This window comes from Micromonospora sp. KLBMP9576, from assembly GCF_050941805.1.
Classification (GTDB): domain Bacteria; phylum Actinomycetota; class Actinomycetes; order Mycobacteriales; family Micromonosporaceae; genus Micromonospora.
This window is the reverse complement of record NZ_CP194567.1, coordinates 3,139,629-3,155,297: the sequence shown is the minus strand read 5'-3', so window position 1 is coordinate 3,155,297 and position 15,669 is coordinate 3,139,629. Positions and strand designations below refer to the sequence as shown.

The following is a 15,669-nucleotide window of genomic DNA, read 5'->3' as shown; positions in this document are numbered from 1 at the left end:
CGGGCCCCCCGGCAGTAGACTCCGCCCTCGATGGACGCCGAGCCCACCCCTGCCGAGACCCGCCCCTGCGCCCACTGCGGCCGCCAGGTGCCGCAGCGCGCCGGCGCGGGCCGGCCGTTCCGCTACTGCCGCGACAACGACGGCGCCTGCCAGCGGGCCTCACGCAACAGCCGGATGCGGCACCGCAACGCCCCCGGCCTGCCCGGTCAGGTGGCCCGCACCTGGGAGGCGGTGGACCGGCTGGAGCAGGTCGCCGAGAGCCTCGCCGAGGCGCTGCACGCCGAGTTGTCCCCGGTCGGCGTGGAACGCCAGCTCGCGCAGGCCCGCGCCGACGCGGCGACCCAGGTCGCGGCGGCACAGACGGAACGCGACGAGGCCCGCCGCGACGCCGAGGATGCGGCCGCGGACGCCGTCCGGGCCCGCGAGCAGGCCCGCTCCGCCGCCGCCGAGCGGGACGCCGCCCACGACGAGGCCCGGCGCGCCGTCGAGCGGGCCACTGCGGCGCTCGAGCGCGCCGACCGGGCGGAGGCCGCCCGCGACGACGCCCGCCGGCAGGCCAGCGCCGCCGAGGCCCTGCGGACGCAGGCTGAGCGGGACCGCGACACCGCCCGCCACGAGCTGCGTGCGCTGCGCGCCGAGGTGGACGTCGAGCGCCGCCGTGCCGCCGAACTCACCGGCGAGCGCGACGCCGCCCGCGCCGACGCAGACCGGGCGACGCGCGCCGCCACCGAGGCGCTGGACCGCGCGCAGCGCCTGCACGCCGACGCCGAACAGGCCCGCGAGCGTGCCGAGCAGGCCCGCGCCGAGGCTGACGTCGCCCGCACGGCCGCCGCCGAGGCCGACACGGCCCGGCAACGCGCAGACGCCACCCGCCGCGACGCCGAGGCCGCCCGGCAGCGCGCCGACGCGAGCGCCGAACAGGCCCGCGCGGAGTTGGCCGACCTCGCCGGCCGCCACGACACGCTGCGCGCCGACCTGGCCGCCGCGCGCGCGGCCGCGAGCGACGCCGAGGGCCGTGCCGGCGACCTGGCGGTACGGCTACGCGCCGCCGAGACCGACCGCGACGAGGCGCAGCGGCGCACGGCCCAACTCGCCGACCAGGTCAGCCACCTCGCCGCCGCCCTGGCCAACCTCGGCTCCCCCGGCCCCGCCCGGCAGGGCGCCTGAGCGACCCGAGCGGGGCCTTCAGCCGACGCGGGCCTCGCCGGTGTCGACGTAGGCCCGCCCGGCCGAGCGTTAGCATTCAGATTCGCGGTTCAACCGTTTCTGCGGTAGCGGACGCGGCCTCGGGAGGGTGTTCCCGCACCCTCCCGAGGGTCCGTCCGGCTCGACGGCGGCTACTCGCAGAAGACGCGCACCTTGGCATCGGGCTGGTCCACCTCCACGGTCATCTCGTCGAGGTGCTCCACGAGCGTCTCGAGCTGTTCGGGCTTGAGCTGCGTCAGGTCGAACGGCACACCCGACTTGTTCAGTTCGGCGTTGGCGTGGCCCAGTGCCTGCGGCGGGATCAGGGCCGCCAGCCGTACGCCGGCCCGTAGCAGTTGCAGCGGCACCCGTATGTTGACCCGGCCCGGCTCGCCGTCGTCGACGGTGTCCACCACCACCCGCAGGTACTTCGCCTTGTTCTTCGGCCGGGCGTCGGGACTCGACGCCGCCGGCGGCTGGTGGCGCTCCAACGCGGCGATGAGCTGCTCCGCTTCCACTGCGGTGATCTTGCCCTCGGCCAGCATGTCGAGGATGTCCTTGCGTTGTTCGTTCATCGATTACTCCCTATCGGATGGTGACGAGCAGGGCCGTGCGGCCCTGCTCGATGTCGACCCGGGTGCCGGGCAGCGCGGAGACGACGCGCCAACCGGTGCCGAGCGCGCGCGCCACGCTGACGCGGTACGCGAGACAGGCCACGGCCGCCGCCAGCACGACCAGGACCACGAGCGGCGAGAACACGAGCACGACGGGAAGCACCGGGACCCAGATCCGGACGGGACGACCGGAGCGGCGTCGCACCCGTACGGTGACCGACCGCGGCATCACGCGTGGCCCTCCAGCTCGGAGACCGCCTGCTGGGCGGTGATCTCGCCGCGGCGCAACCGGTCGATGACGTCGGCCCGCGACGGCGCCGGATCGGTCTCGACGAAGTCGAGCATCTGCGTGATCCGGTGCAGTCGTGACTTGACCGTCGGGTAGCTCACCCCGAAGATCCGCTCCATCTCCTTGATGGAGCCGTGGCACCGCACGAACGCCGTGACGAAGACCTGATCCGCCACGTTGAGCTGCGCCAGTTGCGGCGGCTCGAACTCGCCCTCGATCGCCACGCCGCTGCCCGCCAGGCGTACCCGCTCGACGACGAACGGCTGACCCCGGGTCAGGTCCGTGAGTTCCTGCCAGTCCATCACCTGCTCTGTCATGTCTAAGTTATATCCACCCTTGAATTAATTTTGTAGATGTTGACCTTGATTTCTTTATTTTGGCCGTGGGGGTCGCTGCTCTCTGACGCCGACGGCGACCGCGTACGGATCGTCGCCGCGTCCTGCTGGGGGAGACATCGGCGAGCTGTCGTACGACGGCGGCGACCCGGGGCAGCAGCCGGGCGGCTGTCAGGTGACGATGTCGGGATGGGAAAGACACACGAACGCGTCGAGGGCCGGCTGCGCAGCTTCATCGAGGCCCAACCGATGTTCTTCACCGCCACGGCCCCGCTGTCGGGCGACGGCACCATCAACCTGTCCCCCAAGGGCTTGCGTGGCTCGTGGGCGGTCCTCGACGCGCACACCGTGGCATACCTGGACTTCGCGGGCAGCAACGCCGAGACGATCGCGCACCTGCGCGAGAACGGCCGCGTCACGCTCATGTGGTGTGCCTTCGAGGGGCCACCGAACATCGTGCGGGTGCACGGGCGCGGCGAGCCGGTGTTCCGCGACGACCCTCGCTGGGGCGAGCTCATGGCGCACTTCCCCGACATCGACACCAGCCTGCACGGCCTGCGGGCCATCATCGTCGTGCACGCCGAACTGATCCGCGACACCTGCGGCTACGCGGTGCCGTTCATGTCCTACGACGCCGACCGTGACCTGCACGCCAGACGGTTCGCCCGGGAGGACGACGCGTCGCTGAGCGCCTACTTCGCCGGCAAGGACCACGTGGCCCACAGCATCGACGGGCTGCCGGGCCTGCCGCTGCCGCTGCCACCGACCCCGGGGCCCACGAGCGCGGGCCGCTGACCGTCCGGGTCAGTGGATGCCGGCCATCAGGGCGCGGATGTGCCGGGCGAACATCACCGCGCCGAGCCCGAGGGCGACCGAGGCGAGGCCGAAGGTGAGAAAGTAGGTGGGTTCTGGCCAGGTGTCGGCCAGCCGCGCCACCTGCCCGCCGACGGCGTCGCCGACGGAGCTGGCCAGGAACCACAGCCCCATCATCTGGCTGGCATACTTCACCGGCGCCAGCTTGGTGGTGACCGACAGCCCGACGGGGCTCAGTGACAGCTCACCGGCGACCTGGATGGCGTAGACGGCCACCAGCCACCACGGGGAGACCAGGTCGCCGCCGACGGCGGCCTGCGCCGCGGCGGCCATCAGCACGAACGACAGACCGTTGAGCACCAACCCGACGGCGAACTTCACCGGGGTGGCGACCCGGTTGCCCAGGCGCAGCCACAGCAGCGCGAACAGCGGCGCCCCGACGATGATCAGGATCGGGTTGACCGACTGGAGCCAGGACGCGGGGAAGGTGAACCCGGCGACGTCACGGTCGGTGTTCTCGGCGGCGAAGATGTTCAGCACCGAACCGGCCTGGTCGTAGATCAGCCAGAACGACGCGGCGAAGACGAACAGCCACACGTACGCCTTCATCCGGCTGCGTTCGGTGGCGCTCAACTCCCGGTCCACCATGATCCGCACGAAGTAGCCGACGGTGATCAGCACGGTGGCCGCGGTCAGCAGGTTCACCACGACGTCGACGGTCAACGCCCCGAACACGGCGAGCACGACGACGGCGAGCACGAGCGCCCCGCTCCCCACGGCCACCCGGATCAACGCCCGCCGGCGGTCCGCCCCGAGCAGCGGATCGGCGGGCCGCGCGCCGGCGTCGCCGAGGTTGCGCCGGCCCAGCACGTACTGGATCACACCGAAGGTCATGCCGATCGCGGCGGCACCGAAGCCCAGATGCCAGTTGATCTTCTCGCCGAGGAGTCCGGTGATCAGCGGCGCGGCGAACCCGCCGAGGTTGATGCCCATGTAGAACAGCGAGAAGCCGGCGTCACGGCGTGGGGAGTCGCGGTCGTACAGGTCGCCGACCATGGTGGAGATGTTGGGTTTGAGCAGGCCCGTACCGACTACGATCAGCGCCATGCCGGCGAACACGCTCCACGGCACCGGGATCGCCATCACGTAGTGCCCGACGGCGATGATCACACCGCCCCACAACACGCTGCGCCGCGCGCCGATGAGCCGGTCGGCGACCCAACCGCCGGGCAGCGCCATCAGGTACACCATGGCGTTGTAGGCGCCGTAGACCGCGCTGGCGGTGGCCTGCTCCATGGCCTGCCCGCCGTCGGCCACCGACGCGGTCAGGTACAGCACCAGGATCGCCCGCATCCCGTAGAAGCTGAACCGTTCCCACATCTCGGTGAGGAACAGCGTGGACAGGGCCCACGGGTGGCCGAAGAACGTCCGCCCGGTGGGTGCTCGGACGCCGAGCGGCGCGTCACCGGCCATCGCAACCTCCGCGGTACGGGGACGGCTAACATCCCCGTTGGCGGTGGAAACACTCCACCCGGCCGACGCGGCCCGGGGCGACCCCGCCGGGCGGTCGCCATGGCCGGCTACCCTTGTGCAGTTACGCCCGGGTGCCCGGGCGGGAATGACCCGGCGGCAACGGGCCGTTACACCGAGAAGACCAGCACCACAACGAGGGGAAGTCGATCATGGGCGAGCGTATGCTGCGTGGTAGCCGTCTGGGCGCGGTCAGCTACGAATCCGACCGCAACACGGAGCTCGCGCCGCGTCAGACCCGCGAGTACCTCTGCGCCAAGGGCCACCAGTTCGAGGTGCCGTTCGCCGTCGACGCCGAGGTCCCCATGACCTGGGAGTGCAAGTTCGACGGCAGCGTGGCCCGGCTGGTCGACGGCAACGAGCCGGAGCAGAAGAAGGCCAAGCCGCCGCGCACCCACTGGGACATGCTGCTGGAGCGGCGCTCCATCGCCGAGCTGGAGGAGATCCTCGCCGAGCGGCTGCAGGAGGTCCGCACCCGCCGCGGCCGCGCCTGAGCCACACCGACAACCACGGCGCCCCGGGAAGCATCCGCTTCCCGGGGCGCCGTGTGTGTGTCGGCCTACGATCAGTTCCGGCCGGGCTCGACGATCTCGCCCTCGATGGCACGCCCACCGTCCACGACGCTCGGCGGCGCGGCCGGCGGCGGTGGCGACGCCGGTTCCTGCGGCTGCCCGCGACGCACCCGCACCCGGCGGGGCCCGAACAGGTCACCGGCGACCATCGACGACACCCGCCGCTCGGCGGCGCCCTGCACCCCGGCACGCGCCAGCCGGCGCACCGGCGGCACCAGCAGCAACAGCCCCACCAGGGCACTGAGCAGGCCCGGCGTCGCCAGCAGCAACGCACCGCCCAGCCCGACGAGACCGTCGGTCACCTGCCCGCCGGGCGGGCGGCCCGCCTGCGCCGATTCCCGGAAACCCCGCCAGGCCCGCATCCCCTCACGCCGCAACAGCACCAGCCCGAGCAGCGACGCCGCGAACACCGCCAGCAGCGCCGAGCCGAACCCGATCGCCCGCCCCACCGCGACGAAAACCACCAACTCCAGCAGCACCGCCACCAACAGGGCCAACGGCACAAACCTCAGTCCTCGGCGCATCTCACCCCATTCGCCTTCGGCGGCACCCCGGCGCGGAGACCCCGCGCGGGCACCGGCGCCCCGTCCAGCATGACACGACCCCGCTCAGGGCCACCGCACCTGACCGGTCGGGGTGCCGTGCAGGCCCCGACGCACCGCCAACCGTCGATCCTGCATCCCCCACGCGCTGATCCGCCACAGCGCCTCCGCCACGATCAGCGGACTCATCTTGCTGCTACCGCGCTCCCGCTCCGCGAACGTGATCGGCACCTCGACGATGCGCGCCCCCGAGCGGTGCGCCAACCGCGACAGCTCCACCTGGAACGAGTAACCCTGCGAACACACCGACTGCAGGTCGATCTCGTCCAGGGCCGCCAACCGGTACACCCGGTAACCGCCCGTCGCGTCGGACAACGGCATCTTCAACGCCAACCGCGCATACAGGTTGCCGCACCGCGACAGCAGCAGCCGCCGCAACGGCCAGTTCAACACCCGCGCGCCCCGCACCCACCGCGACCCGATCACCACGTCGGCGTCGCGGGCCGCCGCCAGCAACGCCGGCAGGTCCTCAGGGGCGTGCGAACCGTCCGCGTCCATCTCCACCACCGCGTCGAAGCCCCGCTCACGCGCCCACGCGAACCCCGCCAGGTACGCCGCACCGAGGCCCTGCTTGCCCTCACGGTGCAGCACGTGCACCCGCGCGTCGGCGGCGGCCAGGGCGTCGGCGAGCGCGCCCGTGCCGTCGGGACTGTTGTCGTCGGCGACCAGGACCTCCACCGACGGCGCGGCCCCGCGCACCCGCGCCACGATCTGCGCCACGTTGTCGGCCTCGTCGTAGGTCGGGATCACCACGAGGACCCGCCCCACGCCCGGATGACCCCCGTTCCCCCGGGTGCCGGTCGTCTCACCCACCGCCGCCCCCCTCCGCCGGCGTACCGGCTGATGTCACCCCGCGTGCTGCCGGCGGCGCAGCACGCCCGCGCCGACCAGGGCCGCCACCGCCAGGGCGGCCAACGCCACCTCCGGCCACAGCCCGAGCCGCGTGGCCAGGGTGCGCCGCTCCGCCAGCCGCAGCTGCCGCACCACGACCTCCCGGGTGTTGAATCCGGTGGCGTCGCTTACCCGCCCATCCGGGGCAACGAACCCCGACACCCCGACCGTGGAGGCCATCAACGCCGGCCGGCCGTGCTCCACCGCCCGCAACCGCACCATGGCCAACTGCTGGCGCGCCTCCGCCACGTCGAACGTCGCGTTGTTGGTCTGCACCACCAGCAACTGCGCCCCACCCGTGACGGTGTCGCGCACCACCTCGTCGTAGGCGACCTCGAAGCAGATCACGTCGCCGAGCACCACCGCACCGGCCCGCAGCACCCCCGGCTCGCTGCCGGGCACGAAATCGGCGCGTACCCGGTCGACCTGCTTGCTGACCAGCCGCGCCACGTCACGCATCGGCACATACTCGGCGAACGGCACCGGATGCCGCTTCGTGTACAACTGCTCCAGATCCGCACCGCTGCCCGGACGCCACAGAATCCCGGCGTTGCGGACCTCCCCCTCCCCCGGGCCACGCAGCACCGCCCCCACCAGGATCGGTACGCCCACCGCGTCGGCGGCCCGCGAGATACGCGCCCCGGCCGCGGCATCACGCAGCGGGTCGATGTCGCTGGAGTTCTCCGGCCACACCACCAGGTCGGGACGCGCCCGCCCCCCGGCGGCCACCTGACCCGCCAACTCGAGCGTCGCGTCGACATGGTTGTCGAGCACCGCCTGCCGCTGGGCGTTGAAGTCCAACCCGAGACGCGGCACGTTGCCCTGCACGATCGCCACCGTGACCGCGTCACCGGTGCCCGAAGCCGCCACCGGCACCGACAACCCCACCGCCGGCACCACGAGCACCGCCGCACCCAGCGCCACCACCGGCAGCCACCGCCGCCCCCCACGGCGCACCTGCCACAAATGCCACAGCGCCGCAGCGAGCAACCCACCGGTGAACGCCACCGCGAACGTCACCAGCGGCGCCCCACCCACCGCCGCCAACCGCAGCAACGGCGAATCGTCCTGGCTGAACGCCAACCGCCCCCACGGGAACCCCCCGAACGGGGTGCGGTCACGCAGCGCCTCCTGCCCCACCCACAACGCCCCGGCCACCACCGGCCAACCCCACCGCCACCGCTGCACGAGCGGCGACGCGTACGCCCCCGCCGCGCCCAGCAGCGCCAGGTAACCGGCCTGCAACAGCGACAGCAGCACCCACGGCAGATACCCGGTGTGCAGGTTCGTCCAGCTCAACAGCGGCGCGAACAACGCCACCCCGGTCAGGAACCCCAACCCGGCGCCCGCGCGCGCCCGCCGGCGATGCGTCGCCGCCGCCAACAACGCCACACCCAGCGGCGCGAGCGGCCACAGCCCGTACGGGGGAAACGCCGCCAGCAACGCCAACCCGGCCACCACCGCCATCGGCACGGCCACCCGCAACGGCACCGCCGGCGCAAGCCCCACCGGCCCGACACCCGGCACGCTGCTGTCGCTGGCCGGCACGCTTCCCACGATCACAGGCCGAAGGCTACCCGCCCGCCCGACACCACCCTCGACACGGCGGACAGGCCGTGCAGGGCCCGGACAACAAATCGGGGCGCGGCCTAAGCCGCGCCCCGATGCTCCCAGGCCCTTCCCGGCCGGTGGGGCGAGAATGAGCTACGCCGACCTTCGGACCGACCTGACGCGGGACTGGCTGCCCCCGCCCGGCCGTTGTCTACTGGCCGTGCACCTCACCCTGCCCGTACACCGGTAACCGCGGCCGGTTCGCGCCGCCCCGCCGACCCCCGCCCGCTGGACCTGGCCGCCGCGACGCACTGCTCACATGTCGCTCGGCCAGCGGACGAAGGGACGAAGCGAACAACAGCCGCTTCCCGTAGTAGGACTCAAAGACGGTACGGCGCGGACCCCCGCCGCTGTCAACCCACCCGGGCCTGTCGTGTGATGCGCCACGGCGTGTCGCGTCGGCGAGTCTCAATCCGTGCCCAGGTGCCGGCGCAGCAACGCCACCGCCGCCCCCGGATGCTCGGCCGCCAACAACCCACCGGCGGCCAACACGTAGTCCGAGTCGACGACCGGCCGGGCCGCCCGCGGCAACGCCCACCCACCACCATGATCAGCCAGCACCGCACCCAACACACCGGCCGAAGCCGCGGCCGAAGCATGCCGCAACACCCCACCGGAACCCACCAACAACCGCACGTCACGCAGGTCCCGGCCAGCCCGCTCCCCCGTGCCCACCCCCCGGGCGTGCCGCCGCAACGCCACCGTCGCCGCCAACGCCGCGATCCGGGCATCCACCGCCCGCTCCGCGTCCCCCGACGGCAGGAAACCCGGATCACCGGCCCGCGCCGCCGCACCCGCCGCCAACTCGTCGCGCTCCGCGTCGCCGAGCAACCGCTCCTCCACGCCCGCCCGCACCACCCCCGGGGCGCTCCACCGCACCCCCAGGTCCCCCTCGACGGTACGGGCCCGCCACAGCGACCCCGCCACCTCACGCCCCGGCCCGGTGGCCCGCTCGTCCGGCGTCAACACCGAATACACGTCGGTGGTGGCGCCACCCACGTCGACCACCACCAGATCACCACCGAGGGCGTCGGCCAGCACCTCCACCCCCGTCAGCACCGCGTCGGGAGTCGCCGCCCGCACCAGCCGCGCAAAACGCGAACCCCGCGACAGCCGCTTGCCACCGATCACATGCCGCAGGAACACCTCCCGGATCGCCGCCCGCGCCGACGACGGCGCCAACACCCCGATGCGCGGCAGCACGTTGTCGGCCACCGTCACCGGCACCCCCGCCGAAGCCAGCAGGGCATGCAGGTCGTCGCGGACATCGACGTTGCCCGCCAACACCACCGGCACCCGCCACCGCGCCCGTGCCAGCCGCGTCGCGTTGTGCGTCAACGTCTCCGCGTCACCGCCGTCGGTGCCACCCACCAGCAACACCACGTCCGGGCGGGCCGCCCGCAACCCGGCCAACTCCGCCGCGCCGAGCCGACCCGCCGCCACATGCACCACGTTCGCGCCCGCCGACAGCCCCACCCGCCGACCCGCCTGCGCCGTCACCAACGGCTCATAGCCGACGACCGCCAACCGCAACCCACCACCGGCCGACGAACACACGTACCACGGCGCCGCACCCACCGCCAGACCCGACGCCGCCGCACCCACCGCCGCGTCCAGGCCGTGCAGCACGTCCGTGCCCACCGTCGTCGGCGCCGCCGACGCCGCCACCAACGCGCCCGCGTCGAGATCCACCACCGCCACCTTCGTGTACGTGGACCCCACGTCGGCGCAGAGCGCGTATCTCACGCCACCGGCGGAACGACCACCGTGCCGGTCGCCGTGACCGCCACGATCGGCTCCGCGAGCACCTCCGCCGCCGACTCACCCCGATCCGGACGCCCCCGGCACACCACCGACGCCACGAAATCGATGGTCCGGCTGCGGGTACCCACCCGCGTCACCGTCGCCGACACCTCCAGCACGTCGCCCGCCCGCATCGCGGCACGAAACTGCACATCCGCGTACGACGCGAACAACCCCTCGTCGCCGTCGGTGCGGATACACACCTCCGTGGCCACGTCCCCGAACAACCCCAACGCGTACGCCCCGTCGACCAGGTTGCCCGCGTAGTGGGCATGCGAATACGGCACGTACCGCCGGTGCACGACCGTCAGACCCACCCGGGAATCACTCATGCCTTCGCCCTCTTGTCCGTGATCAACGCATGCACCAGGAAACTCGCCACCTCACCCGGAGTCGTCCCCCGACCGAAGATGCGATCCACACCCAACTCACCGGCCATCTTCTCGTCGAAGCGCGGCCCACCCACGATCAGCAACGGCCGCCGCCCCGCCGGCATCGCCTCCCGGAACGCCGCCGACATCTCCCGCGTGTTGTGCAGATGCGCGTCACGCTGCGTCACCACCTGCGACACCAGCACCGCGTCCGCCCGCTCCACCCGGGCCGCCTCCACCAACTCCGGCACGCTCACCTGCGCACCCAGGTTCGTGACCTTCAACTCCCGGTAGTACTCCAGGCCCTTCTCCCCCGCGATGCCCTTGACGTTGAGGATCGCGTCGATGCCGACCGTGTGCGCGTCCGTGCCGATGCACGCCCCCACCACCGACACCTTGCGCCGCAACCGCCGCTTCACCACCGCGTTGACCTCCTTCGCCGACAACAGCGGGAAATCACGCTCCACCACCTGCACCGCCGACAGGTCCACCAGATGGTTCACCCGCCCGTACACCACGAAGAACGTGAACCCGTCACTCATCGGCTTGGCGTGCACCAGCATCGCCGGATCGATGCCCATCTTGTTCGCCAACTGCACCGCCGCGCCCTCGGCCCGCTTGTCGTGCGACACCGGCAACGTGAACGACACCTGCACCATGCCGTCGCCCGTCGTGTCACCGTACGGGCGCACGATCCTCTTCCCGGCGTCCCCACCGGCCTCGACGGCACTCACGCCCCCACCACCTCCGCACCCGCCACCGCAGGCGCCTCCAGGATCTCCGTCGCCGGATTGAAATAGTCGGCCTCGTGCGCGGCCACCCCCGCCAACCCCTTGCCCCGGTCCGCCGGCCGCTTCATGATCCCGAACGTGCCCTCGGCGATCGCCGTCAACAACGACTGCTCACCGATGCGCTCCAACAACTCGGTCGCCTCACCGAGCACCCGATTCGCCCGCTGCTGGATGAACCCGCCCGACGCCGGCACGAAGTCCTCGTGCAACCCACCCGCCGCACCCAGCACGTACCGCACGTTCTGCAACGCGATGTCCCGATCCGACAACCACGGCGTCACCACCGCCTCGGTCATCATCCCCACCAACAGGATCCCCTGCCCCGTCAGCGCACCCACCAGATTGAAGAACCCGTCCAGCAGATTCCCCCGGAACACGTCCCCCGTCATGTGCTTCGTCGGCGGCATCCACTTCAACGGCGCGTCCGGGAACAACTCCCGCGCCAACAACGCGTGCGCCAACTCCAACCGCAACGACTCCGGCACATCAGGATTGATCTCGAACGCGTGCCCCAGACCCAACTGCCAGTCCGCCAACCCCGCCTCGTGCGCGAAGAACTCGTTGAGCAACTGCGACACCGTCACCGTGTGCGCCTCGTCCACCGCGTCCGCCGTCGTCAGGTAGTTGTCCTCACCGGTGTTGATGATGATCCCCGCCCGCGCGTGCACCTGACGCGAGAACCGCTGATCCACGAACGTCCGAACCGGATTGATGTCCCGGAACAAGATCCCGTACATCGAGTCGTTCAACATCATGTCCAGCCGCTCCAGGCCCGCCAACGCCGCCATCTCCGGCATACACAGACCCGACGCGTAGTTCGTCAGCCGCACATAACGGCCCAACTCCCGCGACGTCTCGTCCAACGCCGCCCGCATCAACCGGAAGTTCTCCTGCGTCGCGTACGTGCCCGCGAAACCCTCGCGGGTCGCCCCCTCCGGCACATAGTCCAACAACGACTGCCCCGTCGACCGGATCACCGCGATCACGTCCGCACCCGCGCGCGCCGCCGCCTGCGCCTGCGGAATGTCCTCGTAGATGTCGCCGGTCGCCACGATCAGATAGATCCACGGCCGCTGCACCGGATCACCGAACCGCCGCACCAGACGATCCCGCTCCGCACGCCGCCGATCGATCAACCGCACCCCCGCACCGACCGCCCGACGCGCGGACCTACGCGCCGCCGTGGCCGCCCTACCAACCGGCACCTCGAACCGCACCGACCCCGCCGCCGCCTTCTGCGCCAGCAACGTCACGTCCGCGATCTGCTCCCGCACCAACGCGTCGAACACCGGCACCGCCACCCCGTGCCCCAACCCCACGTCCGCGACCACCGCGTCCACCAGCCGGTTCACCCACGGAATCCCGTCCGGATCCGCCCCGGACACCCCGGCCAGCCGCAACACCGCCCGCTCCACCGACACCGTCGTGTGGCTACGCGCCAGATCCACCACCGGCTGACCGGCCCGCCGCGCCAACTCCCGCGCCCGCGCCACCAGCCGCGGATCAAGATCAAGCTTGCCCGTCACACCCTCACCCCGCCCCGCCCCACGACCACGCCCTGCGCCCGTGCCATACCGATGGTTCGCCCGCTCACGAAGACCCTTCCTCGAAGATCACGTCACCGCGCAACACCGTGCGCCGACACACCGGCAACGGCGTCGGATCCTGCGGACCACGCGCCTCCGGATCCTGCGCCAACAACACCGGCAACCCCCGCTCCAACCCCGCCGGCGTCGACCACACCGCGAACGTCGCCGGCGCCCCCAACGCCAACACACCCTCGTTGTCCCGGCGCACCGCCCGCCACCCACCACGCGTATGCGCCGCGAACGCCGAACGCACACTCATCCGCTGCGTCGGACTGTGATGCCACACCGCCGCCCGCACCGCACCCCACGGATCCAACGGCGTCACCGGCGAGTCCGACCCGAACGCCAACGCCACCCCGACGCCGTGCATCGCCCCCACCGGATTCGACGCCAACGACCGGTCCAACCCCAACCGCGACTCGTACATCCGACCCGCGCCACCCCACAACCGGTCGAACGCCGGCTGCACACTCGCCACGATCCCGAACTCCACGAACCCCGCGATCAACCGCTTGTCCATGATCTCCGCGTGCTCGACACGATGCCGCGCCGCCCGCACCCGCTCCGTACCCAGCCGCTGCGCCGCCCCCGCGAAACCCTCCAGCACCGTCGAGATCGCCGCGTCACCGATCGCGTGGAAACCGCCCTGCACCCCGTGCGCCGCACAGTCCAACAGATGCGCCTCCACCTGCCCCGCATCCAGGTACCCGTGACCGCGACCCCCGTCACCATCCAGGTAGTCCCGCGACAGATGCGCCGTACGCGCCCCCAACGCCCCGTCGGCGAACAGATCACCCCCGGCACCCACCGCACCCAGCTCCCGGGCCCGCGCCGCACCCAGCAGCTCACCCCAGTACCCGTACACCTCCGCCACGCCGTCACCCGACAACGCCAACAGCCCCGCGAAGTCCTCCTCGCCGGAAATCTCCGGACCACCACACTCATGCACCGCCGCGACACCCAACGACGCCGCGTGCGCCAACGCCGCCCGCTGCGCCGCCACCCGCTGCGCCGCCGACACCGACCCGAACGCCGCCGCCCGCACCACGTGATGCGCGTCCCGCCGCAACCACCCCGACGCGTCGTACCCCGCCGCCGAGGCCACCCGCGGACACGCCGCCAACATCGCCGCCGACACCAACGCCGAATGGATCGACGCCTGCGACAGATAGAGCCGCCGCCCCCCGGCCGCCCGGTCCAACGCCGCCGCGTCCGGCAGGGCCGCCACCGGCCACGCCGACTCGTCCCAGCCGTGCCCTAGCACCACCGCATCCGACGGCAACCCCGCCGCGAACCCCGCCACGGCCGCCAGCAGCTCCCCCGCCGAACGCACCGCCGACAGATCCAGCCCCGACAACGCCAACCCCGTGTCCGTCGCGTGCACGTGCGCGTCGACGAACGCCGGCGTCACCAACGCCCCGTCCAGGTCCACCACCCGGTCGGCACCCGGCGCATCCGCGTCCGCCCCCAGCCAGGAGATCCTGCCGTCGCTCACCAGCAGGGCCGTCGCACGCGGATCAGCCGGGCAGTGCAGCGTCCCGCCGCGGTACAGGATCGAGGGGTTCGTCATGACCATCAGTCTGCCGCCAGCCGCGCCTCGAACAACGCCCGCACCCCCGACTCCGACCGCAGCAGACCCAGCGCGAACTCCGCATGCCCCGGCACGTACCCGTTGCCGACCAGCATCGTCACGTCCGCCGCCAGGCCCTCCGCCCCCAACGCCGCCGCCGCGAAACTCGTCGCCATCGAGAAGAACACCACGGTGCCGCCATCGGCCGTCGCCAGCACCGCACCGTGCTCACAACCCGGCACGTCCACGCAGACCACAGTCACGTCCGCCGGCGCACCCAACGCCGTCGTCACCGCCGTCGACAACGCCACCGGATCCCGGGCGTCGGCCAACGCCACCGAGTCCGCCAGCCCCACCGCCGCCAGCGCGTCACGCTCCGCCACCACCGGCACCACCCCGACCGTACGGGCGGCACCCGCGCGCCGCGCCGCCGCCAGCGACAGCGACCCGCTCTTTCCCGCACCCCCGATCACCGCCACCCGCACCGGCGTCGGATCCCCGGCCCGCTGACGATCCGCCACGTACCGCGACACCACCCGCGCCGTCAACGCCGGCGCCCCGCACACGTCCAGCACCGCCAGGGACAGCTGCGGATCGAGATCCGCCGGTAGCACCGCCACGATCGACCGGGCGAACAGGATCGCGTACCCGTCACACGGCACCTGCTCACTGCGCCCGTCCCAGCGGGCCAACCCGTCGAGGATCACCAGCGGCGTCAAGGTCAGCGACACCAGGGTCGCCACCCGCTCCCCCGCCTGCAACCCCAGCGGCGAGCGTCGCCCCGCCTGCTCCACCGTGCCGATCAGCATCCCGCCCGAACCCGTCACCGGGTTCTGCATCTTCCCCCGGGCCGACACGATCTGCAGCACCTCGGCGCGCACCGCGTCGCCGTCCCCGCCGTGCTTCTCCCACAACTGCCGGAAACTCGCCGCGTCCAGGTTCAACCGCTCCACCCGGATCCGCACCTCGTTCGGTGCGATCTCCGGACGTGCGTCCAGGCGCCACGCCGCCTGCGGCAGCACCCCCGCCGGTTCGACAACTCGGTGCAGACCCACCGGTGACGTCACGCCGACCTCCCCCTGTCGTACCGCTCGAAGCCCCGG

Annotated in this window: 15 protein-coding genes and 1 pseudogene; 3 read left to right on the top strand and 13 right to left on the bottom strand. The window is 72.3% G+C overall.

Annotated features, from left to right (window positions below; all coding sequences use genetic code 11):
* The first annotated feature begins 30 nt into the window (after positions 1 to 30).
* Positions 31 to 1,167: a hypothetical protein gene (locus ACQ452_RS14090; RefSeq protein WP_433393832.1), complete on the top strand. Its 1,137-nt coding sequence runs from the start codon at positions 31 to 33 to the stop codon at positions 1,165 to 1,167.
* A gap of 170 nt (positions 1,168 to 1,337) precedes the next feature.
* Here the strand turns inward: ACQ452_RS14090 and ACQ452_RS14085 are convergent, their stop codons facing one another.
* From ACQ452_RS14085 to ACQ452_RS14075, 3 genes are all read right to left on the bottom strand, one after another.
* A complete protein-coding gene (locus tag ACQ452_RS14085; protein ID WP_433393831.1) occupies positions 1,338 to 1,760 on the bottom strand; it encodes an SHOCT-like domain-containing protein in 423 nt (140 codons plus the stop codon).
* A 10-nt stretch (positions 1,761 to 1,770) separates the two neighbouring features.
* Positions 1,771 to 1,944, bottom strand: a complete 174-nt coding sequence (locus tag ACQ452_RS14080; protein ID WP_433393830.1) for a hypothetical protein — start codon at positions 1,942 to 1,944, stop codon at positions 1,771 to 1,773.
* A gap of 83 nt (positions 1,945 to 2,027) precedes the next feature.
* Positions 2,028 to 2,405, bottom strand: coding sequence for a DUF2089 domain-containing protein (locus ACQ452_RS14075; protein WP_433393829.1), 378 nt, complete (start codon positions 2,403 to 2,405; stop codon positions 2,028 to 2,030).
* Positions 2,406 to 2,612: 207 nt separating this feature from the next.
* On the opposite strand from ACQ452_RS14075, the gene ACQ452_RS14070 reads away from it, so the two are divergent.
* Positions 2,613 to 3,218, top strand: coding sequence for a pyridoxamine 5'-phosphate oxidase family protein (locus ACQ452_RS14070; protein WP_433393827.1), 606 nt, complete (start codon positions 2,613 to 2,615; stop codon positions 3,216 to 3,218).
* Positions 3,219 to 3,227: 9 nt separating this feature from the next.
* Here the strand turns inward: ACQ452_RS14070 and ACQ452_RS14065 are convergent, their stop codons facing one another.
* Positions 3,228 to 4,709 (bottom strand): peptide MFS transporter, encoded by a 1,482-nt coding sequence (locus ACQ452_RS14065; RefSeq protein WP_433393825.1) that lies wholly within the window; start codon positions 4,707 to 4,709, stop codon positions 3,228 to 3,230.
* 209 nt (positions 4,710 to 4,918) lie between these two features.
* Between ACQ452_RS14065 and ACQ452_RS14060 the strand changes: the two genes are divergently transcribed.
* Positions 4,919 to 5,260 (top strand): RNA polymerase-binding protein RbpA, encoded by a 342-nt coding sequence (locus ACQ452_RS14060; RefSeq protein ID WP_433393823.1) that lies wholly within the window; start codon positions 4,919 to 4,921, stop codon positions 5,258 to 5,260.
* Between the two features lie 71 nt (positions 5,261 to 5,331).
* Here the strand turns inward: ACQ452_RS14060 and ACQ452_RS14055 are convergent, their stop codons facing one another.
* The 9 genes and pseudogenes from ACQ452_RS14055 to ACQ452_RS14015 form a co-directional block, all read right to left on the bottom strand.
* The gene (locus ACQ452_RS14055; RefSeq protein ID WP_433393821.1) at positions 5,332 to 5,862 is read right to left on the bottom strand and encodes an FxsA family protein; all 531 of its coding nucleotides are present in this window, start codon (positions 5,860 to 5,862) and stop codon (positions 5,332 to 5,334) included.
* An 84-nt stretch (positions 5,863 to 5,946) separates the two neighbouring features.
* The gene (locus ACQ452_RS14050) at positions 5,947 to 6,753 is read right to left on the bottom strand and encodes a polyprenol monophosphomannose synthase (RefSeq protein ID WP_433393819.1); all 807 of its coding nucleotides are present in this window, start codon (positions 6,751 to 6,753) and stop codon (positions 5,947 to 5,949) included.
* Positions 6,746 to 8,298 (bottom strand): annotated as a pseudogene (lnt, locus tag ACQ452_RS14045) (apolipoprotein N-acyltransferase). Before lnt ends, ACQ452_RS14050 begins: the two are co-directional and overlap by 8 nt.
* A 552-nt stretch (positions 8,299 to 8,850) precedes the next feature.
* Positions 8,851 to 10,188, bottom strand: coding sequence for a glutamate mutase L (locus ACQ452_RS14040; protein WP_433393818.1), 1,338 nt, complete (start codon positions 10,186 to 10,188; stop codon positions 8,851 to 8,853).
* Positions 10,185 to 10,577, bottom strand: a complete 393-nt coding sequence (locus ACQ452_RS14035) for a hotdog domain-containing protein (RefSeq protein WP_433393816.1) — start codon at positions 10,575 to 10,577, stop codon at positions 10,185 to 10,187. Before ACQ452_RS14035 ends, ACQ452_RS14040 begins: the two co-directional genes overlap by 4 nt.
* A complete protein-coding gene (locus tag ACQ452_RS14030; RefSeq protein WP_433394141.1) occupies positions 10,574 to 11,275 on the bottom strand; it encodes an OAM dimerization domain-containing protein in 702 nt (233 codons plus the stop codon). The genes ACQ452_RS14035 and ACQ452_RS14030 overlap by 4 nt, the downstream gene beginning before the upstream one ends.
* A 71-nt stretch (positions 11,276 to 11,346) precedes the next feature.
* The gene (locus ACQ452_RS14025) at positions 11,347 to 12,933 is read right to left on the bottom strand and encodes a lysine 5,6-aminomutase subunit alpha (protein ID WP_433393814.1); all 1,587 of its coding nucleotides are present in this window, start codon (positions 12,931 to 12,933) and stop codon (positions 11,347 to 11,349) included.
* Positions 12,934 to 12,997: 64 nt separating this feature from the next.
* On the bottom strand, positions 12,998 to 14,566 hold the full coding sequence (locus ACQ452_RS14020) for an amidohydrolase (RefSeq protein ID WP_433393812.1): 1,569 nt from the start codon (positions 14,564 to 14,566) through the stop codon (positions 12,998 to 13,000).
* A gap of 5 nt (positions 14,567 to 14,571) precedes the next feature.
* Positions 14,572 to 15,621 (bottom strand): zinc-binding alcohol dehydrogenase, encoded by a 1,050-nt coding sequence (locus ACQ452_RS14015; RefSeq protein WP_433394140.1) that lies wholly within the window; start codon positions 15,619 to 15,621, stop codon positions 14,572 to 14,574.
* Positions 15,622 to 15,669 lie beyond the last annotated feature (48 nt).